The sequence below is a fragment of the Pseudomonas sp. MPB23 genome (assembly GCF_046605395.1).
Taxonomy (GTDB): Bacteria; Pseudomonadota; Gammaproteobacteria; order Pseudomonadales; family Pseudomonadaceae; genus Aquipseudomonas.
In genome coordinates this window covers 6,063,396-6,089,805 of sequence record NZ_CP176771.1, presented here as the reverse complement: position 1 = coordinate 6,089,805, position 26,410 = coordinate 6,063,396, and the positions used below count along the sequence as shown (strand labels likewise).

The following is a 26,410-nucleotide window of genomic DNA, read 5'->3' as shown; positions in this document are numbered from 1 at the left end:
TCGTGGGCAAAACGATAGACCTAAAAAAGCCCCGCATCTTGTCCAGAGGCAGGGCTTTTCGATTTTTTACGCCGCTGAGGCAATCAGTCGCGTTTTTCGGCCCACAGGTCGTATTCGTCGGCATCGGTCACGGTGCACCAGACCTTGTCGCCCGGCTTCAAACCGCTGGCATCGTCGATAAACACGTTACCGTCGATTTCCGGCGCGTCGAAGAAGCAGCGGCCCACGGCGCCTTGCTCGTCGACTTCGTCGATCAGCACTTCGATTTCCTTGCCGATACGCAGTTGCAGGCGCGCCGAGCTGATGGCCTGCTGGTGCGCCATGAAACGCTCCCAACGGTCCTGCTTGATGTCATCCGGCACCACGGGCAGGTCCAGCAGGTTGGCCGGGGCGCCTTCGACCGGCGAGTACTGGAAGCAGCCGACGCGATCCAACTGCGCTTCGGTCAGCCAGTCCAGCAGGTACTGGAAGTCTTCCTCGGTTTCGCCCGGGAAGCCGACGATGAAGGTCGAACGGATGATCAGCTCGGGGCAGATCTCGCGCCAGTTCTTGATGCGCGCCAGGGTCTTGTCTTCAAAGGCCGGGCGTTTCATGGCCTTGAGGATCTTGGGGCTGGCGTGTTGGAACGGGATGTCCAGGTACGGCAGGATCTTGCCGGCGGCCATCAACGGGATCAGCTCGTCCACGTGCGGGTACGGGTAAACGTAGTGCAGGCGCACCCACACGCCCAGGCTGCTCAAGGCTTCGCACAGTTCGGTCATGCGGGTTTTCACCGGCGCGCCGTTCCAGAAACCGGTGCGGTATTTCACATCCACACCGTAGGCGCTGGTGTCCTGGGAGATCACCAGCAGTTCCTTCACGCCGGATTTGACCAGGCGCTGGGCCTCGTCCAGCACGTCGCCTACCGGGCGGCTGACCAGCTTGCCGCGCATCGACGGGATGATGCAGAAGCTGCAGCTGTGGTTGCAGCCCTCGGAAATCTTCAGGTACGCATAGTGGCGCGGGGTCAGCTTGATGCCTTGGGGCGGCACCAGGTCGATCAGCGGGTTGTGGTCCTGGCGCGGCGGCACCACGTCGTGCACGGCATTGACCACCTGCTCGTACTGCTGCGGGCCGGTCACGGCCAGTACGCTGGGGTGCACGTTGCGGATATTGCCTTCTTCCACACCCATGCAGCCGGTGACGATGACTTTGCCGTTTTCCTTGATCGCTTCGCCGATCACTTCCAGGGACTCCGCCTTGGCCGAGTCGATGAAGCCGCAGGTGTTGACCACCACCACGTCCGCGTCCTGGTAAGTGGACACGACGTCATAACCTTCCATGCGCAGTTGGGTCAGGATGCGTTCGGAGTCGACCAGGGCCTTTGGGCAACCCAGGGAAACAAAGCCGACCTTGGGGTTGGCTTTTGCGATGGTGGTGGACATGTCTAACCTCGGTATTGAATGACGCCGCCCGTCGGGCACGACAAGGCAGTGGATGGGCACTTGGCGTGTGCCTCTGATCAAAAAGTGCGCAATTCTAGCGACGGCCAACACACTTGACCAGCTTTATGCAGGGAAATACGACGAGTGCTGCGCTATGCTTCGCGCCGTTGCACACGGGGGAAGTCCCGGGGTCAATAAAACGTCTGTTTCGAGAAGTAAAACAGCGCATGCTAGGGTCAGCTTAGACGCGTTGTTTATAAAAGACCTCAGGTCAAAGGGCAGGAGTGGTTGATGGGTCAGGCAAGTAGTCAGGCAGCGGGTGGCGAGCATTCCAATGCCAAGCCGATTGGCATGCTGGTGGCAGCGGTCGGGGTGGTTTACGGCGATATCGGGACCAGCCCGCTGTACACCCTTAAAGAGGTGTTCGGCGGAGGGTATGGGGTTCAGGTCAACCATGACGGAGTCTTCGGGATCCTGGCGCTGATCTTCTGGTCGCTGATCTGGGTCGTTTCGATCAAGTACGTGTTGTTTATCCTGCGCGCCGACAACCAGGGCGAGGGCGGCATCATGGCCCTCACCGCGTTGGCGCGGCGGGCGGCGTCGCCGTATCCGAAGCTGCGCTCGGTGCTGGTGATTCTCGGGTTGATCGGCGCGGCGCTGTTTTACGGCGACAGCATGATCACCCCGGCGATCTCGGTGCTCTCGGCGGTAGAAGGCCTGGAACTGGCTTTCGAGGGGCTTGAACGCTGGGTTGTGCCGTTGTCCCTGGTGGTGCTGGTGGGTCTGTTCCTGATCCAGAAACATGGCACCGACCGTATCGGCAAGCTGTTCGGGCCGGTCATGGTGTTGTGGTTCCTGGTGCTGGCGGGCCTGGGCGTGCATGGCATCAGCCAGCATCCTGAGGTGCTCAATGCGCTCAACCCGGCATGGGGCGTGCGTTTCTTTATGGTCCACCCTGGCATGGGTGTGGCGATTCTCGGCGCCGTGGTGCTGGCATTGACCGGTGCCGAAGCGTTGTACGCCGACATGGGCCACTTCGGGCGCAAGCCTATCGCCCGTGCGTGGTTTGCCCTGGTGCTGCCGGCGCTGGTGCTCAACTATTTCGGCCAAGGTGCGCTGCTGCTCGAAAACCCCGAAGCAGCGCGTAACCCGTTCTACCTGCTCGCACCGAGCTGGGCGTTGATTCCGCTGGTGGTGTTGTCCACGCTGGCCACGGTGATCGCCTCTCAGGCGGTGATTTCCGGTGCGTTCTCCCTGACCCGTCAGGCGATCCAGCTGGGCTACATTCCGCGCATGCACATTCAGCACACCTCCAGTGCCGAACAGGGGCAAATCTATATCGGCGCGGTGAACTGGTCGCTGATGGTCGGCGTGATCCTGCTGGTGCTGGGCTTCGAATCGTCCAACGCGCTGGCCTCGGCCTATGGCGTGGCGGTGACCGGCACCATGCTGATCACCAGCATCCTGGTGTCGGCCGTCATGCTGTTGCTGTGGAAATGGCCACCGGTGCTGGCGATTCCGGTGCTGATTGGTTTCCTCTTGGTCGACGGGCTGTTCTTCGCCGCCAACGTGCCGAAAATCGTTCAGGGCGGCGCCTTCCCGGTATTGGCGGGGATTGTCTTGTTCATCCTGATGACCACCTGGAAGCGCGGCAAGGAACTGTTGATGGACCGCCTCGACGAAGGCGGACTGCCGCTGCCGATCTTTATCGGCAGTATCCGCGTGCAGCCACCCCATCGCGTGCAGGGCACTGCCGTGTTCCTTACTGCGCGGCCCGATGCGGTGCCCCATGCGCTGTTGCACAACCTGTTGCACAACCAGGTGCTGCATGAGCAGGTGGTGTTGCTGACGGTGGTCTATGAAGACATTCCACGCGTACCCGCCTCACGACGATTCGAGGTGGATGCCTACGGCGAAGGCTTCTTCCGGGTGATCCTGCACTTTGGTTTTACCGACGAGCCGGACGTGCCCGAAGCGCTGAAACTGTGCCATCTGGACGATCTGGATTTCAGCCCGATGCGCACCACTTACTTCCTAAGCCGCGAAACGGTCATCGCCTCGCGCATCAAGGGCATGGCCCGCTGGCGCGAAGGCTTGTTCGCGTTCATGTTGAAGAATGCCAACGGCAACCTGCGGTTCTTCAAGCTCCCGGTCAACCGGGTGATCGAGCTGGGTACCCAGGTCGAAATGTAAGCGGCTGCATCACGGGAGCCGGCAATCGGCTCCCGTTTTCCTTCTGAACCCTGTGCAATCGATCGTTGTCGACTAGGCTCTAAGCACTGTTGTGTAGGCGCGGGCTTGTCCGCGAAAAACCTTAACGGTAACGCGTCAATCCTGGATAAACGCGGTGCCTGTGAGGCTTTCGCGAGCAAGCTCGCTCCTACAGAAGTGCCCATAGAACCCATAAGAGGTGCGCCATGAGTCAGCTTCTCGAACCCTATACCCTGCGCCAATTGACCCTGCTCAACCGCATTGCGGTATCGCCGATGTGCCAATACTCCAGCGTCGATGGCCTGGCCAACGATTGGCACCTGGTCCACCTCGGCAGCCGCGCTGTCGGCGGTGCCGGGCTGATTTTTACCGAAGCCACCGCCGTCACCGCCGAGGGCCGCATCACCGCCGAAGACCTGGGCCTGTGGAACGACGCACAGATTGCCCCGCTGCAACGCATCACGCGCTTTATCACTGCCCAGGGCGCCGTGGCCGGGATTCAACTGGCCCACGCTGGGCGCAAGGCCAGCACCCATCGGCCGTGGATCGGCAAATCCGGCAGCCTCAAGCCGGAAGATGGCGGTTGGGTACCGGTGGGGCCTTCACCGATTGCCTTTGACCCGAACCACACGCAACCCCGGCCCCTGGACGACGCGCAGATCCAGCAAGTGATCGCCGACTTCGTCGCCGCCGCCAAGCGCGCGTTGACCGCCGGTTTTAAAGTGGTGGAGATCCACGCCGCTCACGGTTACCTGCTGCATCAATTCCTCTCGCCCATCAGCAACCAGCGGCAGGACCAGTACGGTGGTTCGTTCGAAAACCGTATCCGCCTGGCCCTGCAGGTGACCGAAGCCGTGCGTGAAGTCTGGCCCCAGGACTTGCCGCTGTTCGTGCGGGTATCGGCCACCGACTGGGTGGAAGATGGCTGGAACCCCGATGAAACCGTGGAACTGGCGCGCCGCCTCAAAGCCCTGGGCGTGGACCTGATCGACGTATCCTCCGGTGGCACCGCCGCCAACGCCGAGATCCCCATCGGCCCCGGCTACCAGACGCGCTTCGCCGAACGGGTGCGCAAGGAGGCGGGCATCGCCACCGGCACAGTTGGCATGATCACTGAACCGGCCCAGGCCGAGCACATTCTGCGCACCTGCCAGGCCGACATCATCTTCCTGGCCCGTGAGCTGTTGCGCGATCCGTACTGGCCGCTGCATGCCGACGATGATCTGGGCGGGCGCAAGGCGACCTGGCCGGCGCAGTACCAACGGGCGACCCACCGCGATCAACCGATTCATGAGTCTGACCTGAGGGATTGATTCTTCGCGCGCCACCCGAACCCACCCTGATCCGGTGGGTTTTTTATTGCCGGAGGCTGTGGGACGTAGCTGTAGGTATTTGTTACCGAAACAGTTTTTTAAGTGAATACTCTAAAAAAATCCCACACCTGACGGGATTGTTTCTACGCTTAGGGTAAGTCTGATTTCTGGCCCAGGAAGTCAGTCGGTTTGCCCACGAAGGCATTGCGCTTCACGGGAGGTAGGTAATGGGCACCAGGAGTATTTGATCGTTATCAGGAGAAACAGTCCATGGCCAAGTCCTATGGTGTAACGGGTGTGGTGGCGTCTTTTCTGACCCGCAGGGTGTCGTTGCGCGGTCGAAAGTTGAGTTCGGACGAGGCTGAATTGCTGGAGCACTATCGCGGCCTGACCGAGAGCGATCAGGTGGCGATGCGCTATCTGATCGGTGCGATGAAGACTGTGTCGCGGTTCTGAAGCGGCGCTGAATAATGCGTACACGGGCGTGTGGGGGTGAGCAAGCTACCTCGCCACCACGCGCCCGCTCCCACTGGTCGCATCAGCTGTACTTGCGCAGGTCCGGTGCCGGCGGGAAGTATTGGTACAACCAGGTTTCACTCAACGTGCGGTCCTGGGTGCGGATAAACAACCGCAGTTCCACCGGCTCCACGCTGTCGTTGGTCGGGTACCAGTCGAACAGGATGCGATAGCCCTTGATGTTGTCGAGCACCAGCACGCTGAAATCTTTCACTTCGCCATTGGAGCACGTCACCACCGGCTCGATGCCGGTACCCGGTGGCAGACGGTCCAGGCCGCCGCCCTTGAAGTCCACGGCAAACCGCCGTGCCCAGACGTCGGGGTAGTGCTCGCCCGGCGCCCAGCCTTCGGTGAAACCGCCCATGCCGGAACGGGTCGCGTCGACTTGCGCCAGCGGTGTGCTCACCGGTGGCAGCGCGCTCCAGTACAGCTTGTAGCCATAGTTGAGTGAGTCGCCGGCCGCCACAGGGGTTTTCGGGGTCCAGAAGGCCACGATGTTATCCAGGGTCTCGCCGGTGGTTGGGATTTCCAGCAGGTCGATCGAGCCTTCGCCCCACGCGGTGGTGGGCTCGACCCACAGGCTCGGGCGCTTGCTGTACCAGTCCACGGTGTCCTGGTAGCTGGCGAACTCATGGTCGGTCTGCACCAGGCCGAAGCCTTTCGGGTCGGTATCGGCGAACGCATTGAATTGCAGCTTGGCCGGGTTGTTCAGCGGGCGGCAGATCCACTCGCCGTTGCCGCGCCACATTGCCAGGCGGTCCGAATCATGGATTTGCGGGTGAATGGTGTCGCACATACGCCGTTCGTGGGTGCCGCAACTGAACATGCTGGTCATCGGCGCGATGCCCAGTTGTTCGATGGCGGTGCGCGCATTGATATGGGCGTCGACGGCCATCACCACTTGGTTGGCCTGGCAGTCGATATCGAAGCGATAGGCGCCGGTGGCGCTGGGCGAGTCGAGCAGGGCGTAGACCACGAAGCGCGTGGCGTTCTTGTCCGGGGTTTCGAACCAGAACTGCGTGAAGTCGGGGAATTCCTCGCGTTTTTTCGCGTAGGTATCAATCGCCAGGCCGCGTGCGGACAGGCCGTACTGGCCGGTGGAATCCACCGCGCGGAAGTAGCTGGCGCCGAGAAACGACAGCACGTCATGGCGATCCAGTTCCGGCGCCTTGAACAGCTTGAAACCGGAGAAACCCAGGTCGCCGGTCAGTTGCTGGGTGTCGACCGTGGTTTTTTCGTAGTTGAACAGCGAAGGGCGGAAATGCACTTCGCGGGCCTCACGGGTCTTGGGGTCGACGCTGTGCATGCGCACCGGCGTCTTGAAACCCATGCCGACGTGGAAGAACTGCACGTCCAGTTGGCCGTTCAAGTCCTTCCACAGCGAATGCTTGCCGTCGTAGCCGATGGCGTTGAAATTTTGCGGGCTCATGGTCGCCAGGGTGGGCGGCAGCACCTGCTTGGTGTCTTTATATGCCGTGCCGGCGAGCTGCTTGGCCTGGGCCTTCAGTGTTTCAAAGTCGAACGCCACGGCCTTGCCGTCGGCGGCACGGTTGCCGGCCCAGGCCTGCGCAGCCAACAGGCCGCTGGCCGATAAACCGGTGTAGGCCGCAATGGCCATGGACGCTTTGAGCAAATTCCTGCGGTGCATAGAGACAACCTGTCGTGAGCAAATCCCGCGCCGGCCCTGGCACGTGCTGGATCAGAGATAACGGTTCGGACATACCTTCGGCCAAACGCAACGGACATTAAACAGACGCCGGATAGCTTAAGCGGTTCGATGGCGTAGGAAAAATGATTGATGGCGGGATGATGGCTTGGCAAATGCGACAAGACATTTCCGGGCTGTGTGGGAGCACATTACCCAGGAATTATGAAGATCCAATGTGGGAAAGGGGGGCTTGCTCGCGACAGGCGCCTGGACACCGCGTTTAATCGGATGCCGCGCATTATCGTCGACGCTCTTCGCGAGCAAGCTTGCTCCTACCGTTAAGGCATCAGCGTGAGGTTCAGTGCTTGAACATCACATGGCGAACGGTGGTGTAGTCCTCCAGCCCGTACATGGACATGTCCTTGCCATACCCCGACAGTTTCTGACCGCCGTGAGGCATTTCGCTGACGAGCATGAAGTGGGTATTCACCCAGGTGCAGCCATACTGCAAGCGTGCGGCCAAGCGATGGGCGCGTCCTACATCGGCGGTCCATACGGATGACGCCAGGCCGTAGTCCGAATCGTTGGCCCAGCCCAGCACCTGCGCTTCATCGCTGAACTTGGTCACCGACACCACCGGCCCGAACACCTCGCGGCGCACGATCTCGTCGTCCTGCTGCGCATCGGCCAATACGGTCGGTTCAAAGAAGAAGCCATTGCCTTCCACCGCCTTGCCGCCGGTGATCAGGCGGATATGCGGCTGCGCCACGGCGCGTTCGACAAACCCGACCACGCGGTCACGGTGTTGCGCCGTGATCAGGGGGCCCAGCTCGGTGTCGGGGTCATCCTGCAGGCCGTATTTGATGCTCGCCACGGCCGCGCCCAGTTTCTCGACAAACGCATCGTAGATATCCGCCTGGGCGTAGATCCGGCACGCGGCGGTACAGTCCTGGCCAGCGTTATAGAAGCCGAAGGTGCGAATGCCTTCCACGGCCGCGTCGATATCCGCGTCGTTGAAGATGATCACCGGCGCCTTGCCGCCCAGCTCCATGTGCATGCGCTTCACGCTGTCGGCGGTGCTGGAGATGATGTTCGCGCCGGTGGCGATGGAGCCGGTCAGCGACACCATGCGTACTTTCGGATGGGTCACCAGTGGGTTGCCCACGGTGGGCCCACGGCCGAAGACCAGGTTGAGCACACCGGCCGGGAAAATCTGCGACGCCAGTTCGACCAGGCGCAGCGCGGTCAGTGGGGTTTGTTCCGACGGCTTGAGCACCACGGTATTACCGGCGGCCAGGGCGGGGGCGATTTTCCAGGCGACCATCATCAGCGGGTAGTTCCACGGCGCGATGGAGGCGATGACGCCCACCGGATCGCGGCGGATCATCGAGGTGTGGCCGGGCAGATACTCGCCGCCGGCCGAACCGCTCATGCAACGGCTGGCGCCGGCGAAGAAGCGGAACACATCGGCGATCGCCGGGATCTCGTCGTTCAGCGCCGCACTGTAGGGTTTGCCGCAGTTATTCGACTCCAGCCTGGCCAGCTCTTCGCCGTGGGCTTCGATCACGTCCGCCAGTTTCAGCAGCAGCAGCGAGCGATCCTTGGGCGCGGTCTGCGACCAGCTTTCAAACGCCGCGTCGGCGGCACGCACGGCGGCGTCGACCTGGGCTTCGCTGGCTTCGTTGATTTCCACCAGTACGCGGCCCAATGCCGGGTTGAATACGGCCTGCGCCGGGCCTTCGCCTTCGACCAGTTGGCCGTTGATCAAGAGTTTGGTTTGCATGCTTTAGTCCTCCGGAAACTATTGTTATTGCCCTGAAAAAACCGGGTTCAATGGAAACGTTATTTACCGCCACTCCCGGCCACGCTTTCACCGCCACGGGTCAGGTAATAGGCCCCCAGAATCGGGAACATCGTCACGATCATCACCAGCATCGCCACCACGTTGGTCACCGGCACATCCCGTGGCCGGCTCAATTGGTTGAGCAGCCACAGCGGCAAGGTGCGCTCATGCCCGGCGGTGAAGGTGGTGACGATGATTTCGTCGAACGACAGCGCGAACGCCAGCATGCCGCCGGCCAGCAGCGCCGAGCCGAGGTTGGGCATGATGATGTAGCGGAAGGTCTGCCAGCCGTCGGCGCCCAGGTCCATCGAGGCTTCGATCAGACTGTGGGAGGTGCGGCGCAGGCGCGCGATGACGTTGTTGTAGACGATCACCACGCAGAAGGTCGCGTGGCCGACGATGATGGTGAACATCCCCGGTTCAATGCCCAGTGTCTTGAACGTCGCCAGCAGGGCGATACCGGTGATGATCCCCGGCAGCGCAATCGGCAGGATCAGCATCAACGACACGCCTTGCTTGCCAAAGAACTCCCGGCGATACAGCGCCGCCGAGGCCAGTGTGCCGAGCACCATGGCGATCAGGGTGGCGATGGCCGCGATCTGCAGCGACAGCTTGATCGCTTCGAGCACGTCCGGGCGGGCGAAGGCCACGCTGAACCACCTCAACGTAAACCCTTGGGGCGGAAAGCTGAATGCCGCCTCTTCGGTGTTGAAGGCATACAGGAAGATGATCAGGATCGGGAAGTGCAAAAACACCAAGCCGCCCCAGGCCGCGATCTTCAGGCCGATGGATGATTTTTCAGAGTGCATCGAAGGCCCCCAGGCGTTTGACGATGGACAGGTACACCGCGATCAGCACGATCGGCACCAGGGTGAACGCCGCGGCCATGGGCATGTTGCCGATGGCGCCTTGCTGGGCGTACACCATGCCGCCGACGAAGTAGCCCGGCGGGCCGACCAGTTGCGGCACGATGAAATCGCCCAGGGTCAGCGAGAACGTAAAGATCGAACCGGCGGCAATCCCCGGCACCGACAGCGGCAGGATCACCTGCATGAAGGTCTGGCGCGGTTTGGCGCCCAGGTCGGCGGAGGCTTGCAGCAACGACGGTGGCAAACGCTCCAGCGACGCCTGGATCGGCAGGATCATGAACGGCAGCCAGATATAGACGAACACCATGAAGCGCCCCAGGTGCGAGGTGCTCAAGGTGCTGCCGCCGACACCGGGAATCCCCAGCACGAACTGCAACACCGGCTCCAGCCCCAGGTGCTGCACGAACCACTGCGCCACGCCGCCCTTGGCCAGCAGCAAGGTCCAGGCATACGCCTTGACGATGTAGCTGGCCCACATCGGCATCATCACCGCGATATAGAAAAACGCCTTGGTCTTGCCCGTGGTGTAGCGCGCCATGTAGTAGGCAATCGGGAAGGCGACGATGGCACTGGCGATCGACACCACGATCGCCATGCTCAGGGTGCGCAGGATGATGTCGAAGTTCGACGGCTGGAACAGCGCGGCGAAGTTGGCCAGGGTCAGGTCCGGCGTGACCGCCATGGTGAAGTCGTCAAAGGTATAGAAGCCCTGCCACAGCAGGGTCAGCAACGACCCCAGGTAGATCGCGCCGAACCAGATCAGCGGCGGTATCAGCAGCATCGCCAGGTAGAGATTGGGCTTGCGATACAGCAGGTTGGAAAACCTGCGCATCGGCGGTTGGGAAAGGGCCAGGCTCATGTCACACCTCGCCTGCAATGTCGGTCAGCGGTGTCATGGCGGCCCGCGCCCAGCGTGCGGTGATGGGCTGGCCGACCTGATAGCCGTTGCTGATGTCCAGCCACTGGTTGTTGGCCTGGCTGATGTTCAGCGCCTGGCCGTTTTCCAGTTTCAGTTCATAGCGGGTGGCGCTGCCCTGGTACTGGATGTCATGCAGCAGGCCGCTGACTTCCACTTCGTCGGCGTTCAGGGGGCCTTCGGCAAAGCGCACGTGTTCGGGGCGGATCGAGAACGGTTGCGCGCTGCCGCTGAGGCGTTGGGCCAGCTCGCCGCGAATCACGTTGGAGGTGCCGACGAATTCGGCGACGAACGCGGTGGCCGGTTTCATGTAGAGGTTGCGCGGGGTGTCGACCTGTTCGATGCGGCCCTTGTTGAACACGGCCACGCGGTCGGACATCGACAGCGCTTCGGTCTGGTCGTGGGTCACGAAGATAAACGTGATGCCGAGCTGGCGTTGCAGCTTTTTCAGCTCGCTTTGCATCTGTTCGCGCAACTTGAGGTCGAGGGCACCCAGCGGTTCATCCAGCAGCAACACGCGCGGGCGATTGACCAGCGCGCGCGCCAGGGCCACACGCTGACGCTGGCCACCGGAGAGCTGCACCGGCTTGCGCTCGCCGTAGCCGCCGAGGGCGACCATGGCCAGGGCTTCTTCGGCGCGATTAAGGCGTTCGCGCTTGCCCACGCCTTTGACCTTGAGGCCGTAGGCCACGTTGTCGCGCACATTCATATGGGGGAACAGCGCGTAATCCTGGAACACGGTGTTGACGTCGCGCTGGTACGGCGGCAAGCCGGCGGCTTCCTCGCCATGGATACGGATCGAGCCTGCGCTCGGCTGCTCGAACCCGGCGATCAGGCGCAGGCACGTGGTTTTGCCTGAGCCGGAAGGCCCGAGCATGGAAAAGAACTCGCCGTCCTGGATATCGATGGAAACCCGGTCAACGGCCTTCACTTCGCCGAACTGACGGGAAACGTGGGTGAATTGGACTGCAAGCGTCATGGTGCGGTGCTCCCAAAAGGCGCGGGTCGTCGCAGCGGCCCGGCCTGGACTTCTGAAAAAACAAACTATCTGTGAATGCGCTCAACCTTGTGGGAGGGAGCAAGCCCCTCCCACAGGGGGAGGAGTGACTAGCGGCCGCCCATGATCGCGATGTAATCCTGGGTCCAGCGGCTGTACGGCACGAACTTGCCGCCTTCAGCCTGCGGGGTTTTCCAGAAGGCGATCTTCTCGAACTGGTCGAACCCGTTGGTCTTGCAGCCCTCGGCGCCGAGCAGTTCGCTGCCGGTGCACGCCGCCGGCACCGCCGGCAGGGAACCGAACCAGGCTGCTACATCACCCTGGACCTTGGGTTGCAGCGACCAGTCCATCCATTTGTAGGCGCAGTTCGGGTGCTTGGCCTCGCTGTGCAGCATGGTGGTGTCGGCCCAGCCGGTGGCGCCTTCCTTGGGAATGGTCGAGGCGATCGGCTGTTTCTCGTTGACCAGGCCATTGACCTGATACGGCCAGGCGCTGGAGGCGACCACGCCTTCGTTCTTGAAGTCGCTCATTTGCACGGTGGTGTCGTGCCAGTAGCGGTGGATCAACGGTTGCTGGGCGCGCAACAGGTCGAGTACGGCTTTGTACTGGGTTTCGGTCAGCTCGTAGGGGCTTTGGATACCCAACTCCGGTTTGGTCGACTTGAGATAGAGCGCCGCGTCGGCGATGTAGATCGGGCCGTCGTAGGCCTGCACGCGACCTTTGTTCGGCTTGCCGTCCGGCAGGTTCTGCGCCTCGAACAGCACATTCCAACTGGTGGGCGCGGTCTTGAACACGTTGGTGTTGTACATCAACACGTTCGGGCCCCATTGGTACGGCGTGCCGTAGGTTTGCTGGCCGACCACGTACCACGGCGCGTCTTTGAGGCGCGGGTCGATGTTCTTCCAATTGGGGATCAAGGCGGTGTTGATCGGTTGCACACGCTTGCCGCCGATCAACCGCAGCGAGGCATCGCCCGACGCGGTGACCAGGTCATAGCCGCCCTTGGCCATCAGGCTGACCATTTCGTCAGAGGTAGCGGCGGTTTTCACATTGACCTTGCAGCCGGTTTCCTTCTCGAAACCGGTGACCCAGTCGTAAGCCTTGTCGCTTTCGCCCCGTTCGATATAACCGGGCCAGGCGACGATATCCAATTGGCCTTCGCCAGCACCCACCGCCTTGAGCGGTTCGGCGGCCTGAAGGCTGGCGCTGGCCAGCAGCGCGGTGGTCAGGGCACTGAGCAGTGCGGTCTTATGCGCGGACATGGGTAATCCCTCTTCTTTAATTATGGTCGGGGCAGTGTGTGAAGCCGTAACGCATGAGCTTAGTTGTTGTTTTAGAGATGCTGGCCGTGGCGCGCCATGATGTGGCGCACCACGCTGTAGTCCTGTAGCGAATCGCTGGACAGATCTTTACCGTATCCCGAGCGCTTCAAGCCGCCGTGGGGCATTTCGCTGACCAGCATGAAATGGCTGTTGATCCAGGTGCAGCCGTACTGCAGGCGCGCCGCGACCTGCATGGCTTTGTCCAGGTTCTGGGTCCATACCGACGAGGCCAGGCCGTATTCGGAGTCATTGGCCCAGTCCACCGCCTGTTCCAGTTCGTCGAAGCGGGTCACGGTGACCACCGGGCCGAACACTTCGCGCTGGACGATTTCGTCATTCTGTTTGCAACCGGCGAGCAGGGTCGGCTGATAAAAGAAACCCGCGCCGGAATGCACGGCGGCACCGGTGATGCGTTCGATGTGCGGCTGGCCGAGGGCGCGCTCGACAAAGCTGGCGACGCGGTCGCGCTGGCGTGTGCTGATCAGCGGGCCGAGTTCGTTGTCGGCGTCGCGCTTGCCGGCAAAACGCAGGCTGCTGACCGCCGCGCCGAGCTCGGCAACCAATTTGTCGTGGATGCCGGCCTGGGCGTAGATGCGGCAGGCGGCGGTGCAATCCTGGCCGGCGTTGTAGTAACCGTAGGCGCGCACGCCTTCGACCACCGCTTGCAGGTCGGCGTCGTTGCACACGATCACCGGCGCCTTGCCGCCCAGTTCCAGGTGTGTGCGCTTAAGGGTTTTCGACGCGGCCTGCAGGATTTTTTGCCCGGTGACGATATCGCCGGTCAGCGACACCATGCGCACTTTCGGGTGGCTGACCAGATGGCTGCCGACCCCTTCGCCGCCGCCACACAGAATGTTGATCACGCCGCGCGGCAACAGCTCTTTAAGGGCCGGCGCGAGGGCGAGGATCGACAGCGGCGTGTGTTCCGAAGGCTTGAACACCAGCGTATTGCCGGCAGCCAGGGCGGGGGCGATCTTCCACGCGGCCATCATCAACGGGTAGTTCCAGGGCGCAATCGAGGCGACGACGCCAATCGGATCGCGGCGCACCATGCTGGTGTAGCCCGGCAGGTATTCGCCGCTGAGCTGGCCGGTCTGGCAACGCACGGCGCCGGCGAAGAAGCGGAATACATCGACGGTGGCGCTCAAGTCATCCTGGCGCGCCAGGTGCAACGGCTTGCCGCAGTTGAGCGATTCGAGGCGGGCCAGGTAGTCGGCTTGTTGTTCGATGGCGTCGGCGATGCCCAGCAGAATGTTCGAGCGTTGCTGCGGCGTGGTCCGCGACCAGCCGGTAAAGGCGCGGTGGGCGGCGAGAATGGCGGTTTCGACTTGCTCGGTGCTGGCTTCGGCGATCTGGGTCAGCACTTCACCGCTGGCCGGGTTGAGGATCGGCTCGACAAAACCCTGGCCCTGGACCAGTTCGCCGTCGATCAGCAACGCAGTGAGCAGCGGGGTGGGCGCGCCAGACATTTTTCGCGATCTCTTTTCTTGCGTGGACATGGGCGTTCTCTTACAAGGCGCCGGACCTTCTCTTACTAGATGCACAGAGACTAGAGGTCGGGCGCGAGGTCAACAAATACTAAATACTGAATGCGGCATTCGATTAAATAGATGGCTTGCGCGGGTGCGGTTGTTCCCGTGCGACGGTGAGGAACGGATCCACCAGCGCCGGCCGCGCGGTGCCACGGCGCCAGGCCAGGCCCACGTCCAGGGTCTGGCTGAGGTCGGCAATCGGTCTGGCTTCAATAATGTCGCCTTCCAGGGACCAGGGGCGGTAGGTCATGTCCGGCTGGATCGACACGCCCAGGCCGGCGGCCACCAGGCTGCGCACCGCTTCGGTCGAGGCGGTGCGCAGGGTCACGCGCGGTTGCAGGCCGGCAGAGGTCCACATGCGCTGGGCGTTATGGCCCATCTCGTCGACGTTCAACTGAATCAACGGTTCGCGGGTCACATCGGCGAGGTTGATGCTGTCGTGTTCCAGCAGCGGGTGTTGCGCCGGCAGCCACAAACGGTGCGGCGAGTGGGTCAGCACCTCGGTCTGCAGGGCGTGGCGGTCTTCCAGGTTGGACAGGATCAGCACGCCCACATCGATCTCGCCGCTCACCAGCAAATGCTCGATATACGGGCGCTCGTCCTCCATCACGCGGATTTCCACGTTGGGGTAGGCCCGCTGGAAACGGGTCAGCAGGTCGGCCAGGTAATAACCGGCCACCAGGCTGGTCACGCCGACGATCAACTGCCCGGCGACCTGATCGGTGCTCTGCTGCAGGCTGCGCTTGGCGTTGTCGACGGTGGCGAGGATCAAGTGCGCCTGGCGCAAAAACTGATGACCCTGATGCGTGAGGGTCATGCCTTTGGCGTGGCGGTTGAACAGGATGACGCCGATTTCCTGCTCCAGTTGCTGGATCGCCAGGGTCAGGGTGGACTGGGAAATGAACGCTGCCTGCGCGGCGGCGGAGATCGAGCCGGTCTCGGCCACGGCGATAAAGTGCCGGATTTGACGCAAGGTCATCATGCTGGAATTACCGCTGGGGTGTTTTTTTCGATGTGTTCGAGTGTATATCGATTTAACCGAAGGATAGTCGCGTTACATCCAGAAGCACTCTACATCGCGGATTTTTGGCACTTAGTTTTACGCTGGAAGCCTATTGGTCCTATGAACCCTAGTGTCTGGAGGCTACGAATGAATACCCGTGGATTGCTTGATCAGTTGCTCAAGTCTGGTCAGGACATGTTGCAGAACAAGACTGGCGGTCAGCGCAAATCAGAGGACAAGGGCGCCCTCGGCGGGCTGCTGGGTGGTGGGGGGCTTGGCAGTTTGCTCGGCGGCGCCGGCGGTGGCGCCCTGGCGGCCGGGGCCATGGGTCTGCTGCTGGGCAATAAAAAGGCGCGCAAGTTTGGCGGCAAGGCCCTGACCTACGGCGGTTTGGCCGCACTCGGGGTGATTGCCTACAAGGCCTACGGCAATTGGCAGGCCCAACAGGCCAGCGCCCCCCAGGGGGAGCCGCAGACCCTCGACCGCTTGCCGCCGGCCCAGGTCGAGCAGCACAGCCAGGCGATCCTCAAGGCTTTGGTGGCGGCGGCCAAGGCCGACGGGCATGTGGATGAGCGCGAGCGGGCGTTGATCGAAGGGGAGTTCGCCAAGCTGGACAATGACCGCGAGCTGCAAAGCTGGCTGCATGCCGAACTGAACAAACCGCTGGACCCGACCGACGTGGCCCGGGCAGCAGGTACCCCGGAAATGGCCGCCGAAATGTACATCGCCAGTGTGATGCTGGTGGATGAGGAGAACTTTATGGAAAAGGCCTATCTGGACGAGCTGGCGCGCCAGCTTGAATTGGCGCCTGGCTTGAAGGCCGAACTGGAGAAACAGGTGCGGCTTAACCCATAAAGGTGAGCCGTCATATCCACCTGTGGGAAGGGGCTTGCGCCCGATAGCGGTGGGTCAGTTGAAATGTCCGCAACTGATGCACCGTTATCGGGCGCAAGCCGCTTCCCACCGATGTTTTTGCATTCTGTGCGCTTTGTATCAAAACCCACTGATAAACCAGTGCTGCTGCTCGGCTATACTCGCTCGCATTTGAATGGCCCCTCGAGGAGTTACTGTGAAGAATTGGACCTTGCGCCAGCGGATTTTGGCGAGTTTTGCGGTCATTATCGCGATCATGCTGCTGATGGTCGTGGTGTCCTATTCACGGTTGCTGAAGATCGAGACCAGTCAGGAAGCCGTCCGGGACGATGCGGTGCCAGGGGTTTACCTCAGCTCGATGATCCGCAGTGCATGGGTCGACAGCTATCTGCTGACGGTCGATATCATCGGCCTGCGCGAGGACAAGACCCTCACCAGCAGTGACAAGACGGACTACAGAACCTTCGACGCGCGCATTGAACAGCAGATGGCCAATTACGAAAAAACCGTCCATGGTCAGGCCGATCGCATGGAGTTCGACAATTTCAAGGCATCGCACATCAACTACAACAAAGTCCTGGCCCAAGTGCTGGAGCGAATCGAAGCCAAAGACCTGCCGGGGGCGAACGTATTGGTTGAGGAGCAATTGACCCCGATCTGGACCGAAGGGCGCATGAAGCTCAACGACATCATTACCAGCAACAAGGGCGTCTCCGACCAGGCTACGGCGACCATCGACGAAGCGGTGCTGTCGGCCAAGATCAGCATGGTGGTGTCGCTGGCTACTGCCATCCTGGCCGCCGGCCTGTGCGGCTTATTGCTGATGCGCACGATCATGGCGCCCATGCAGCGCATCGTCGAAATCCTTGAAATCATGCGCACCGGTGACCTGAGCAACCGCCTGAACCTGGAACGTCACGATGAGTTCGGCGCCGTCGAAACCGGCTTCAACGACATGATGACCGAGCTGACGGCGCTGGTGGCCCAGGCCCAGCGTTCGTCGGTGCAGGTCACCACGTCGGTCACCGAGATTGCCGCCACCTCCAGGCAGCAACAGGCCACGGCCACCGAGACGGCGGCCACGACCACCGAGATCGGCGCCACTTCCCGCGAGATCGCCGCCACGTCCAAAGACCTGGTGCGCACCATGAGCGAAGTCTCCACCGCTGCCGATCAGGCCTCGGTGGCCGCCGGTTCCGGCCAGCAAGGCCTGGCGCGCATGGAAGAGACCATGCACTCGGTAATGGGCGCGGCCGACCTGGTCAACGCCAAGCTGGCGATCCTCAATGAGAAGGCCGGCAACATCAACCAGGTGGTGGTGACCATCGTCAAGGTCGCCGACCAGACCAACCTGCTGTCGCTCAATGCGGCGATCGAGGCCGAAAAGGCCGGTGAATACGGGCGCGGTTTTGCCGTGGTCGCCACCGAAGTGCGGCGCCTGGCCGACCAGACCGCCGTGGCCACCTACGACATCGAGCAGATGGTGCGTGAAATCCAGTCGGCGGTGTCGGCGGGCGTGATGGGCATGGACAAGTTCTCCGAAGAAGTCCGCCGCGGCATGTTCGAAGTGCAGCAAGTGGGCGAGCAGTTGTCGCAAATCATCCATCAGGTACAGGCCTTGGCGCCGCGGGTGTTGATGGTCAACGAAGGCATGCAGGCCCAGGCCACCGGTGCCGAGCAGATCAACCACGCGCTGGTGCAACTGGGCGATGCCAGCAGCCAGACGGTTGAGTCGTTGCGCCAGGCCAGCTTTGCTATCGATGAACTGAGCCAGGTTGCGGTCGGTTTGCGCAGCGGCGTGTCGCGTTTCAAAGTCTGATGAGCGACCTCGCGACTAAACGCGGCGCCCTCCCGGCAGCGAAAAAAGCGTTGTTTCTGGTGTTCCACATCGGCCACGAACGTTATGCCCTCAAGGCCACCGAAGTGGCCGAGGTGCTGCCGCGCCTGCCACTCAAACCCCTTGCCCATGCGCCGCTGTGGGTCGCCGGGATCTTTGCCCATCGCGGCGCGATGGTGCCGGTGATCGACCTCAGCGCCCTGACCTTCGGCACGCCGGCCCAGGCGCGGACCAGCACCCGGCTGGTGCTGGTCAACTACAAACCCGAGCCCTGGCTCGACGCGCGATGGCTGGGTCTGATTCTGGAGCAGGCCACCGAAACCCTGCGTTGCGACCCGGCAGAGTTCAAGCCCTACGGCCTGGACAATCCCCAGGCGCCGTACCTGGGGCCGGTGCGCGAAGATGCCCTGGGCTTGATGCAATGGATCGGCGTCGCGGACTTGCTCACCGATGAAGTACGCGCCTTGCTGTTTGCTGCCGGGTCGAGCCTATGAGCAACGACCCGCGCTTCTTTGCCTTCTTGAAGGAACGCATCGGCCTGGACGTGGCCTCGGTGGGCGAGGCCATCATCGAACGCGCCGTGCGCCAACGCAGCCAGGCTGTCGCGGCCCAGACGGCGGATGAATACTGGCACCACCTGCAATTTTCCCACGACGAACAGCAAGCATTGATCGAAGCCGTGATCGTGCCCGAGACCTGGTTTTTCCGTTACCCCGAATCCTTTGCGACCCTGGCCCGTCTGGCCAAGGCGCGCCTGGCCGAGATCAATCAACTGCGTGCCCTGCGCATTCTCAGCCTGCCCTGTTCCACCGGCGAAGAACCCTATTCGATCGCCATGGCCTTGCTCGATGCCGGCCTGGCGCCGCACCAGTTCAAGGTGCAGGGCGTGGACGTCAGCCCGCTGTCGGTGGCTCGCGCCCAGCGTGGCGTGTATGGCCGCAACTCGTTCCGTGGTGGCGACCTTGAGTTCCGCGACCGCCACTTCACCGAGCAGGCCGATGGTTACCGCATCGAAGACCGCGTGCGCGAACAGGTGCGGCTGAATGTCGGCAACCTGCTCGACCCCGGATTGCTCGCCAATGAACCGAGCTACGACTTTGTGTTTTGCCGCAACCTGCTGATCTATTTCGACCAGCCGACGCAAAAACAGGTGTTCGAGGTGCTCAAGAAGCTGACCCACGTGGACGGCGTGCTGTTTATCGGCCCGGCCGAAGGCAGCCTGTTGGGGCGCCAGGGCATGCGCTCGATCGGCGTGCCCCAGTCGTTCGCATTCAGCCGGCACACCGAACCGGTCAAGCCTGAGCCGGTCTTCATGCCGATCCCCGCGCCGCCGCCTCGGCGCAACATCTTACCGATCGCGCCCAAGCCGCGACCGTTCAGTACGCTCAGCGCCCAGGTGATGCCGGTCAAGGCGCCGCCGTCGGAGGCGGGCGACCTGCTCAGCCAGATCGCGACCCTGGCCAACGAAGGCAAAAGCGCCGAGGCCCGTGCCGCCTGCGAACGTTATTTAAGTCAACACCCGCCGGCCGCCCAGGTGTTTTACTGGTTGGGGCTGCTCAGCGATGTGGCCGGCAGTGCCCTGGAAGCCCAGGGGTTTTACCGAAAAGCCTTGTACCTGGAACCGCAGCACCCGCAGGCCCTGATGCAACTGGCCGCATTGCTTGAAGCCCAGGGCGACATTGCGGGGGCGCGCCGTTTGCAGGCGCGGGCCGCGCGTAGCGAGCGAGCTGACAGTGAGCAAAAACGATGAGTAGCCCCGACGTGCTCGACACTGCAGGTCTGGACCTGACGTTGGCCGACACCCAGGCCATCGACGATTGCTGGAACCGCATCGGCATTCACGGCGACAAGTCCTGCCCGTTGCTGGCGGACCATATCCACTGCCGCAACTGCTTGGTGTACGCCGCCGCTGCCACCCGCCTGCTGGATCGCTACGCGTTGCAGCAGGACGACCATCGCCCGGTCGCCGCCGAAGCGAGCGAAGACATCGTTACCCGCTCCCTGCTGATGTTCCGCCTCGGCGAAGAATGGCTGGGGATCGCTACCCGGTGCCTGGTGGAAGTGGCGCCGCTGCAACCGATTCACTCCCTGCCGCACCAACGCTCCCGCGCCTTGCTCGGCGTGGCGAACGTGCGCGGCGCGCTGGTGGCGTGCCTGTCGCTGGTGGAACTGCTGGGTCTGGACGCCACCAGCCATGGCGCGAGCACCGGGCGTATCATGCCGCGCATGTTGATCATCGCCGCGCAGGATGGCCCGGTGGTGGTGCCGGTGGACGAGGTGGACGGCATCCACGCCATCGATGAGCGCACCTTGAACGCGGCATCGGCCTCCGGCATTCAGGCCAGCGGCCGATTCACCCAAGGCGTGTTGCAGTGGAAAGGCCGCAGCCTGCGTTGGCTGGACGAGGCGCAATTGTTGTCCGCCGTGACCCGGAGCCTCACATGACCCCCGAGCAGATGCGTGATGCTTCGCTGCTGGAACTGTTCAGCCTGGAAGCCGATGCCCAGACCCAGGTGCTGAACGCGGGCCTGCTGGCCCTGGAACGCAACCCGACCCAGGCCGACCAGCTCGAAGCCTGCATGCGTGCGGCCCATTCGCTCAAGGGCGCGGCGCGCATCGTGGGCGTGGATGCCGGGGTCAGCGTGGCCCACGTCATGGAGGATTGCCTGGTCAGCGCCCAGGAAAGCCGCCTGTACCTGCAACCCGAACATATTGATGCGCTGCTGCAAGGCACCGACCTGCTGATGCGCATCGCCACCCCCGGCAACGACGTGGGGCCGGCGGATATCCAGGCCTATGTGGCGTTGATGGAGCGCCTGCTGGATCCGTCGCAGCCGACCGCCCGCATGGCGCCGCCCCCCGCGCCTGTCCCGGTGCCTATCATCGAGGCGCCGCCGCCGGAACCGGAGCCCGCACCGCCGATTCCGCCCTCGCCGCCGCGCCAGAGCAAGCCCATGACCGAGGGCGGTGAGCGTGTGCTGCGGGTGACCGCCGAACGCTTGAACAGCCTGTTGGACCTGTCCAGCAAGTCCCTGGTCGAAACCCAGCGGCTCAAACCCTACCTGGCCAGCCTGCAACGTCTCAAACGCATCCAAGGCAACGGCGTGCGTGCACTGGACCACCTCGATGGTCACCTCAAGACGCTCGGCTTGAGCCTGGAAGCCCAGGAAGCCCTGGCCGATGCCCGCCGCCTGCTGAGCGAAGCCCAGGCCCTGCTGGTAGAAAGAACCGTCGAGCTGGATGAATTCGGTTGGCAGGCCGGCCAGCGCGCCCAGGTGCTCTACGACACCGCGCTGGCCTGCCGCATGCGCCCGTTTGCCGATGTCCTGGCCGGTCAGGTGCGCATGGTGCGTGACCTGGGGCGCAGCCTGGGCAAGCAAGTGCGCCTGGAGATCGAGGGCGAAAAGACCCAAGTCGACCGCGACGTGCTGGAAAAGCTCGAGGCGCCGCTCACCCATTTATTGCGCAATGCCGTCGACCACGGCATCGAAATGCCCGAACAGCGCATTCTGGCGGGCAAGCCGGCCGAAGGCCTGATCCGCCTGCGCGCGTCCCACCAGGCCGGGTTGCTGGTGCTGGAGTTGAGCGATGACGGTAGCGGCGTCGACCTGGAGCGCCTGCGCGCCACCATCGTTGACCGCCACCTGTCGCCGCCGGAAACCGCTTTGCGCCTGAGCGAAGAAGAACTGCTGACGTTCCTGTTCCTGCCGGGCTTCAGCCTGCGCGACAAGGTCACCGAAGTGTCCGGGCGCGGCGTCGGCCTGGATGCGGTGCAGCACATGGTCCGCCAACTGCGCGGCGCGGTGGTGCTGGAACAGACGGCGGGGCAGGGCAGTCGCTTCCATTTGGAAGTGCCGTTGACCCTGTCGGTGGTGCGCAGTCTGGTGGTCGAGGTCGGCGAAGAGGCCTATGCGTTCCCGCTGGCCCATATCGAGCGCATGTGCGACCTGGCGCCCGACGACATTGTGCAACTGGAAGGCCGCCAGCATTTCTGGCACGAGGGCCGGCATGTCGGCCTGGTCGCCGCCAGCCAGTTGTTGCAGCGCCCGGCGGCGCCAAGCAATGACGAAACCCTGAAAGTGGTGGTGATCCGCGAGCGCGATGCGGTGTACGGTATCGCCGTAGAGCGTTTTGTCGGCGAGCGCACCCTGGTGGTGTTGCCGCTGGATGATCGCCTGGGCAAGGTGCAGGATATTTCCGCCGGCGCCTTGCTGGATGACGGCTCGGTGGTGCTGATCGTCGATGTCGAGGACATGCTGCGCTCGGTGGACAAACTGCTCAACACCGGTCGCCTGGAGCGCATCGCCCGGCGTAGCCAGCAGGCCGCCGAGGCACCGCGCAAGCGGGTGCTGGTGGTGGATGATTCGCTCACGGTGCGTGAGTTGCAACGCAAATTACTGCTCAATCGCGGCTATGAAGTGGCGGTGGCGGTCGATGGCATGGACGGTTGGAACGCGTTGCGCTCCGAGGACTTTGACCTGTTGATCACCGATATTGATATGCCCCGCATGGACGGTATTGAATTGGTCACACTGCTGCGTCGTGACAGTCGCCTGCAATCGTTGCCGGTGATGGTGGTGTCCTACAAGGACCGCGAGGAAGACCGGCGTCGCGGACTGGACGCCGGCGCGGACTACTATTTAGCCAAAGCGAGTTTCCATGACGACGCGTTGCTGGATGCTGTGGTGGAACTGATTGGAGGTGCGCGGGCATGAGGATTGCGATCGTCAATGACATGCCCCTGGCCGTGGAAGCCTTGCGCCGCGCCCTGAGTTTCGAGCCCGCGCACGAACTGGTGTGGGTCGCCAGCAATGGCCTGGAAGCGGTGCAGCGCTGCGCCGAATTGACCCCGGACCTGATCCTGATGGACCTGATCATGCCGGTGATGGACGGCGTGGAAGCCACTCGCCGGATCATGGCCGAGACCCCGTGCGCCATCGTGATCGTCACCGTCGATCGCCAGGCCAACGTCAGCCGCGTGTTCGAAGCCATGGGCCACGGTGCCCTGGACGTGGTGGACACGCCGCCCCTTGGCGTGGGCAACCCCAAGGACGCGGCGGCGCCGCTGTTGCGCAAAATCCTCAATATCGGCTGGCTGATCGGCCAGCGGGGCAGCCGTGTCCGCGCCGAAACCGCACCGCAGCGCGCGACCGGCAAACGCCAGCGCCTGGTGGCCATCGGCTCGTCGGCGGGTGGCCCGGCGGCGCTGGAAGTCTTGCTCAAGGGCTTGCCCCGGGACTTTCCCGCCGCCATCGTGCTGGTGCAGCATGTCGACCAGGTGTTTGCCGCCGGCATGGCCGAGTGGCTGAGCACGGCCTCGGGATTGCCGGTACGCCTGGCCCGCGAGGGTGAGCCGCCCCAGAGCGGCGTGGTATTACTGGCCGGCACCAACCACCACATTCGTCTGTTGAAGAATGGCACGCTAGCCTATACCGCAGAGCCGGTGAACGAGATTTACCGGCCTTCGATCGACGTATTCTTCGAAAGCGTGGCCAGTCACTGGAATGGCGACGCCATCGGTGTACTCCTGACCGGTATGGGTCGCGACGGGGCTCAAGGCCTCAAACTGCTGCGTGAACAAGGTTATTTGACCATCGCCCAGGATCAGCAAAGCTCGGCGGTGTATGGCATGCCCAAAGCGGCGGCAGCGATTGATGCTGCTGTTGAAATTCGCCCACTGGACAGCATTGCGCCCCGATTGCTGGAGGTGTTTGCAAAATGAACCGCTCCTCCCGCTGCTGGCAGGCAGGCAGCAATTCAGGTGACTGCACATGAATGATTTACAGATCGACGACATCAAGACCGACGAAAACGCCGCCATGGTGTTGCTGGTCGACGACCAGGCCATGATCGGCGAGGCGGTGCGGCGTGGCTTGGCCCATGAAGAAAACATCGACTTTCACTTTTGCGCAGATCCGCACCAGGCCATCGCCCAGGCGATCCGGATCAAACCGACCGTCATCCTGCAGGACCTGGTGATGCCCGGCCTCGACGGCCTGACCCTGGTGCGCGAATACCGCAACCACCCGGCCACGCAGAACATCCCGATCATCGTGCTTTCCACCAAGGAAGACCCACTGATCAAAAGCGCGGCGTTCGCGGCCGGGGCCAACGATTACCTGGTCAAGCTGCCGGACAACATCGAACTGGTGGCGCGCATCCGCTATCACTCGCGTTCGTACATGACCCTGCTGCAGCGGGACGCGGCGTATCGCGCGCTGCGGGTCAGCCAGCAACAGTTGCTCGACACCAATCTGGTGCTGCAACGGCTGATGAACTCCGACGGCCTCACCGGGCTGTCCAACCGCCGGCACTTCGACGAATACCTGGAACTGGAATGGCGCCGCGCCATGCGCGACCAGACCCAGTTGTCGTTGCTGATGATCGACGTGGATTTCTTCAAGACCTATAACGACAGCTTCGGCCACGTCGAAGGCGACGAAGCCCTGCGCAAGGTCGCCGCCGCCATCCGCGAAGCCAGCAGCCGCCCTTCGGACCTGCCGGCGCGCTACGGCGGCGAAGAATTCGCCCTGGTGCTGCCCAACACCTCGCCGGGCGGTGCGCGGCTGGTGGCCGAAAAGCTGCGCATGGCCGTCGCCGCGCTGAAAATCCCGCACATCGCCCCGGCGGAAGGCGCAAGCCTGACCATCAGCATCGGCCTGTCGACCATGACCCCGGTACAAGGCACCGATTGCCGGAAACTGATCATGGCGGCGGACAAGGGGTTGTATACGGCCAAGAATAACGGGCGCAATCAGGTCGGCATCGAATGACTTGAGACCGTAGCCAATCCAAATGTGGGAGCCAGCCCTCCCACAGGCGTTGTTCATTGTTCTGCAGCGTGCCTGCAAACCCCGCCTTTTCGCCAAGCGGACTGCCGTTGTCGGCTGTTTGCCGTTATACTCGCCGGCTTTCAAAAGTTCGCCAACGAGTGCTGCCCGCCATGGAAATCAACCCGATCCTTAACACCATCAAGGACCTGTCCGAGCGCTCCGAAACTATTCGGGGGTATCTTTGACTACGATCAAAAGCATGAGCGTCTGACTGAAGTCAACCGCGAGCTTGAAGATCCGAGTGTCTGGAACAAACCTGAATACGCCCAGGAACTGGGCCGCGAGCGCTCTGCGCTGGCGCAGATCGTCGACACCCTCGACGAACTGAACACCGGTCTGGGCGATTGCCGCGACCTGCTGGACATGGCCGTCGAAGAAAACGACGAAGGCGCAGTGGGCGATGTCGTCGCCGAGCTGGCCCGTCTCGAGGAAAACCTCGCCAAGCTTGAATTCCGTCGCATGTTCAGCCACGAAATGGACCCGAACAACGCCTACCTGGACATCCAGGCCGGTTCCGGCGGCACCGAAGCCCAGGACTGGGCCAACATCCTGTTGCGCATGTACCTGCGCTGGGCCGACAAACGCGGTTTCGACGCGACCATCATGGAGCTGTCGGCCGGTGAAGTCGCCGGCATCAAAGGCGCCACCGTGCACATCAAGGGTGAATACGCCTTCGGCTGGCTGCGTACCGAGATCGGCGTGCATCGCCTGGTGCGCAAGAGCCCGTTCGACTCCGGCAACCGTCGCCACACCTCGTTCTCTGCGGTATTCGTGTCGCCCGAGATCGACGACAAGGTGGAAATCGAGATCAACCCGGCCGACCTGCGGATCGACACCTATCGCTCCTCCGGTGCCGGTGGCCAGCACGTAAACACCACCGACTCGGCCGTACGTATCACCCACGTACCGACCAACACCGTGGTCAGCTGCCAGAACGAACGTTCCCAGCACGCGAACAAGGACACCGCCATGAAAATGCTGCGGGCCAAGTTGTACGAGCAGGAAATGCAGAAACGCAACGCCGCTTCCCAGGCGCTGGAAGACACCAAGTCGGATATCGGCTGGGGTCACCAGATCCGTTCGTACGTGCTCGATGCGTCGCGAATCAAGGATCTGCGCACTAACATCGAACGCAGCGACTGCGACAAGGTGCTCGACGGCGACATCGACGAATACCTGGAAGCCAGCCTGAAATCGGGCCTGTAAAGACTGTAGGAGCCGGCTTGGCCGGCGATCCCCGGCCGCAGGTCGGGGACAACGAACCTGATGGAAA

The 26,410-nt window shown here is 62.6% G+C and carries 21 protein-coding genes; 12 read left to right on the top strand and 9 right to left on the bottom strand.

What is annotated here, in order from left to right:
• Positions 1-83: 83 nt before the first annotated feature.
• Complete coding sequence (rimO, locus tag ACLH0J_RS27680; RefSeq protein WP_411389933.1) at positions 84-1,424, bottom strand: 30S ribosomal protein S12 methylthiotransferase RimO; 1,341 nt, start codon at positions 1,422-1,424, stop codon at positions 84-86.
• A gap of 291 nt (positions 1,425-1,715) precedes the next feature.
• Here rimO and ACLH0J_RS27675 point away from each other — a divergent pair, with 291 nt between their 5' ends.
• The 3 genes from ACLH0J_RS27675 (at position 1,716) to ACLH0J_RS27665 (ending at position 5,404) form a co-directional block, all read left to right on the top strand.
• Positions 1,716-3,617 (top strand): potassium transporter Kup, encoded by a 1,902-nt coding sequence (locus ACLH0J_RS27675; RefSeq protein ID WP_411389932.1) that lies wholly within the window; start codon positions 1,716-1,718, stop codon positions 3,615-3,617.
• 224 nt (positions 3,618-3,841) lie between these two features.
• Positions 3,842-4,948: an NADH:flavin oxidoreductase/NADH oxidase gene (locus tag ACLH0J_RS27670; RefSeq protein ID WP_411389931.1), complete on the top strand. Its 1,107-nt coding sequence runs from the start codon at positions 3,842-3,844 to the stop codon at positions 4,946-4,948.
• A 270-nt stretch (positions 4,949-5,218) separates the two neighbouring features.
• Positions 5,219-5,404, top strand: coding sequence for a hypothetical protein (locus ACLH0J_RS27665; protein WP_411389930.1), 186 nt, complete (start codon positions 5,219-5,221; stop codon positions 5,402-5,404).
• A gap of 82 nt (positions 5,405-5,486) precedes the next feature.
• On the opposite strand, the gene ACLH0J_RS27660 is transcribed toward ACLH0J_RS27665, so the two are convergent.
• The 8 genes from ACLH0J_RS27660 to ACLH0J_RS27625 all read right to left on the bottom strand — a co-directional run bounded on the left by ACLH0J_RS27660 (position 5,487) and on the right by ACLH0J_RS27625 (position 15,573).
• Positions 5,487-7,112, bottom strand: coding sequence for a glucan biosynthesis protein D (locus ACLH0J_RS27660; protein WP_411389929.1), 1,626 nt, complete (start codon positions 7,110-7,112; stop codon positions 5,487-5,489).
• Positions 7,113-7,470: 358 nt separating this feature from the next.
• Positions 7,471-8,895 carry a gamma-aminobutyraldehyde dehydrogenase gene (locus ACLH0J_RS27655; RefSeq protein WP_411389928.1) on the bottom strand — a complete coding sequence of 475 codons (1,425 nt, stop codon included), beginning with the start codon at positions 8,893-8,895 and terminating at the stop codon, positions 7,471-7,473.
• A 59-nt stretch (positions 8,896-8,954) separates the two neighbouring features.
• Positions 8,955-9,764, bottom strand: coding sequence for an ABC transporter permease (locus tag ACLH0J_RS27650; protein WP_010563467.1), 810 nt, complete (start codon positions 9,762-9,764; stop codon positions 8,955-8,957).
• On the bottom strand, positions 9,754-10,683 hold the full coding sequence (locus tag ACLH0J_RS27645; protein WP_090408657.1) for an ABC transporter permease: 930 nt from the start codon (positions 10,681-10,683) through the stop codon (positions 9,754-9,756). The genes ACLH0J_RS27650 and ACLH0J_RS27645 overlap by 11 nt, the downstream gene beginning before the upstream one ends.
• A gap of 1 nt (position 10,684) precedes the next feature.
• Complete coding sequence (locus tag ACLH0J_RS27640) at positions 10,685-11,719, bottom strand: ABC transporter ATP-binding protein (protein ID WP_411389927.1); 1,035 nt, start codon at positions 11,717-11,719, stop codon at positions 10,685-10,687.
• Positions 11,720-11,847: 128 nt separating this feature from the next.
• Complete coding sequence (gene ydcS / locus ACLH0J_RS27635; RefSeq protein ID WP_411389926.1) at positions 11,848-12,999, bottom strand: putative ABC transporter substrate-binding protein YdcS; 1,152 nt, start codon at positions 12,997-12,999, stop codon at positions 11,848-11,850.
• Positions 13,000-13,070: 71 nt separating this feature from the next.
• On the bottom strand, positions 13,071-14,528 hold the full coding sequence (locus ACLH0J_RS27630; protein WP_411389925.1) for a gamma-aminobutyraldehyde dehydrogenase: 1,458 nt from the start codon (positions 14,526-14,528) through the stop codon (positions 13,071-13,073).
• 133 nt (positions 14,529-14,661) lie between these two features.
• Positions 14,662-15,573 carry a LysR family transcriptional regulator gene (locus tag ACLH0J_RS27625; RefSeq protein ID WP_411389924.1) on the bottom strand — a complete coding sequence of 304 codons (912 nt, stop codon included), beginning with the start codon at positions 15,571-15,573 and terminating at the stop codon, positions 14,662-14,664.
• Positions 15,574-15,741: 168 nt separating this feature from the next.
• Between ACLH0J_RS27625 and ACLH0J_RS27620 the strand changes: the two genes are divergently transcribed.
• The 9 genes from ACLH0J_RS27620 (at position 15,742) to prfB (ending at position 26,343) form a co-directional block, all read left to right on the top strand.
• Positions 15,742-16,449: a tellurite resistance TerB family protein gene (locus ACLH0J_RS27620; protein ID WP_411389923.1), complete on the top strand. Its 708-nt coding sequence runs from the start codon at positions 15,742-15,744 to the stop codon at positions 16,447-16,449.
• Positions 16,450-16,663: 214 nt separating this feature from the next.
• Positions 16,664-18,286: a methyl-accepting chemotaxis protein gene (locus ACLH0J_RS27615; protein ID WP_411389922.1), complete on the top strand. Its 1,623-nt coding sequence runs from the start codon at positions 16,664-16,666 to the stop codon at positions 18,284-18,286.
• The gene (locus tag ACLH0J_RS27610; protein WP_411389921.1) at positions 18,286-18,798 is read left to right on the top strand and encodes a chemotaxis protein CheW; all 513 of its coding nucleotides are present in this window, start codon (positions 18,286-18,288) and stop codon (positions 18,796-18,798) included. Before ACLH0J_RS27615 ends, ACLH0J_RS27610 begins: the two co-directional genes overlap by 1 nt.
• Positions 18,795-20,054, top strand: a complete 1,260-nt coding sequence (locus ACLH0J_RS27605; protein WP_411389920.1) for a CheR family methyltransferase — start codon at positions 18,795-18,797, stop codon at positions 20,052-20,054. The genes ACLH0J_RS27610 and ACLH0J_RS27605 overlap by 4 nt, the downstream gene beginning before the upstream one ends.
• Complete coding sequence (locus tag ACLH0J_RS27600) at positions 20,051-20,749, top strand: chemotaxis protein CheW (protein ID WP_411389919.1); 699 nt, start codon at positions 20,051-20,053, stop codon at positions 20,747-20,749. Before ACLH0J_RS27605 ends, ACLH0J_RS27600 begins: the two co-directional genes overlap by 4 nt.
• Positions 20,746-23,019, top strand: coding sequence for a hybrid sensor histidine kinase/response regulator (locus ACLH0J_RS27595; protein ID WP_411389918.1), 2,274 nt, complete (start codon positions 20,746-20,748; stop codon positions 23,017-23,019). The genes ACLH0J_RS27600 and ACLH0J_RS27595 overlap by 4 nt, the downstream gene beginning before the upstream one ends.
• Positions 23,016-24,026, top strand: coding sequence for a chemotaxis response regulator protein-glutamate methylesterase (locus ACLH0J_RS27590; protein WP_411389917.1), 1,011 nt, complete (start codon positions 23,016-23,018; stop codon positions 24,024-24,026). Before ACLH0J_RS27595 ends, ACLH0J_RS27590 begins: the two co-directional genes overlap by 4 nt.
• A gap of 49 nt (positions 24,027-24,075) precedes the next feature.
• Complete coding sequence (locus tag ACLH0J_RS27585; protein WP_411389916.1) at positions 24,076-25,077, top strand: diguanylate cyclase; 1,002 nt, start codon at positions 24,076-24,078, stop codon at positions 25,075-25,077.
• Between the two features lie 170 nt (positions 25,078-25,247).
• Positions 25,248-26,343, top strand: a protein-coding gene (prfB, locus tag ACLH0J_RS27580) for a peptide chain release factor 2 (protein ID WP_108240705.1) whose coding sequence is annotated in 2 segments (ribosomal slippage) — positions 25,248-25,319 and positions 25,321-26,343 — 1,095 coding nt in all. Because the reading frame shifts where the segments join, the coding sequence is not laid out codon by codon here.
• Positions 26,344-26,410: the final 67 nt, after the last annotated feature.

Coding starts and splice junctions, on each gene's coding strand:
- ACLH0J_RS27585 (WP_411389916.1), top strand. CDS start 24,076: ATGAATGATTTACAGATCGACGACATCAAGACCGACGAAAACGCCGCC.
- ACLH0J_RS27600 (WP_411389919.1), top strand. CDS start 20,051: ATGAGTAGCCCCGACGTGCTCGACACTGCAGGTCTGGACCTGACGTTG.
- ACLH0J_RS27650 (WP_010563467.1), bottom strand. CDS start 9,764: ATGCACTCTGAAAAATCATCCATCGGCCTGAAGATCGCGGCCTGGGGC.
- ACLH0J_RS27620 (WP_411389923.1), top strand. CDS start 15,742: ATGAATACCCGTGGATTGCTTGATCAGTTGCTCAAGTCTGGTCAGGAC.
- ACLH0J_RS27630 (WP_411389925.1), bottom strand. CDS start 14,528: ATGTCTGGCGCGCCCACCCCGCTGCTCACTGCGTTGCTGATCGACGGC.
- ACLH0J_RS27595 (WP_411389918.1), top strand. CDS start 20,746: ATGACCCCCGAGCAGATGCGTGATGCTTCGCTGCTGGAACTGTTCAGC.
- ACLH0J_RS27590 (WP_411389917.1), top strand. CDS start 23,016: ATGAGGATTGCGATCGTCAATGACATGCCCCTGGCCGTGGAAGCCTTG.
- ACLH0J_RS27670 (WP_411389931.1), top strand. CDS start 3,842: ATGAGTCAGCTTCTCGAACCCTATACCCTGCGCCAATTGACCCTGCTC.
- ACLH0J_RS27605 (WP_411389920.1), top strand. CDS start 18,795: ATGAGCAACGACCCGCGCTTCTTTGCCTTCTTGAAGGAACGCATCGGC.
- ACLH0J_RS27665 (WP_411389930.1), top strand. CDS start 5,219: ATGGCCAAGTCCTATGGTGTAACGGGTGTGGTGGCGTCTTTTCTGACC.
- ACLH0J_RS27675 (WP_411389932.1), top strand. CDS start 1,716: ATGGGTCAGGCAAGTAGTCAGGCAGCGGGTGGCGAGCATTCCAATGCC.
- ACLH0J_RS27625 (WP_411389924.1), bottom strand. CDS start 15,573: ATGATGACCTTGCGTCAAATCCGGCACTTTATCGCCGTGGCCGAGACC.
- ACLH0J_RS27640 (WP_411389927.1), bottom strand. CDS start 11,719: ATGACGCTTGCAGTCCAATTCACCCACGTTTCCCGTCAGTTCGGCGAA.
- ydcS (WP_411389926.1), bottom strand. CDS start 12,999: ATGTCCGCGCATAAGACCGCACTGCTCAGTGCCCTGACCACCGCGCTG.
- ACLH0J_RS27610 (WP_411389921.1), top strand. CDS start 18,286: ATGAGCGACCTCGCGACTAAACGCGGCGCCCTCCCGGCAGCGAAAAAA.
- rimO (WP_411389933.1), bottom strand. CDS start 1,424: ATGTCCACCACCATCGCAAAAGCCAACCCCAAGGTCGGCTTTGTTTCC.
- ACLH0J_RS27645 (WP_090408657.1), bottom strand. CDS start 10,683: ATGAGCCTGGCCCTTTCCCAACCGCCGATGCGCAGGTTTTCCAACCTG.
- ACLH0J_RS27660 (WP_411389929.1), bottom strand. CDS start 7,112: ATGCACCGCAGGAATTTGCTCAAAGCGTCCATGGCCATTGCGGCCTAC.
- ACLH0J_RS27655 (WP_411389928.1), bottom strand. CDS start 8,895: ATGCAAACCAAACTCTTGATCAACGGCCAACTGGTCGAAGGCGAAGGC.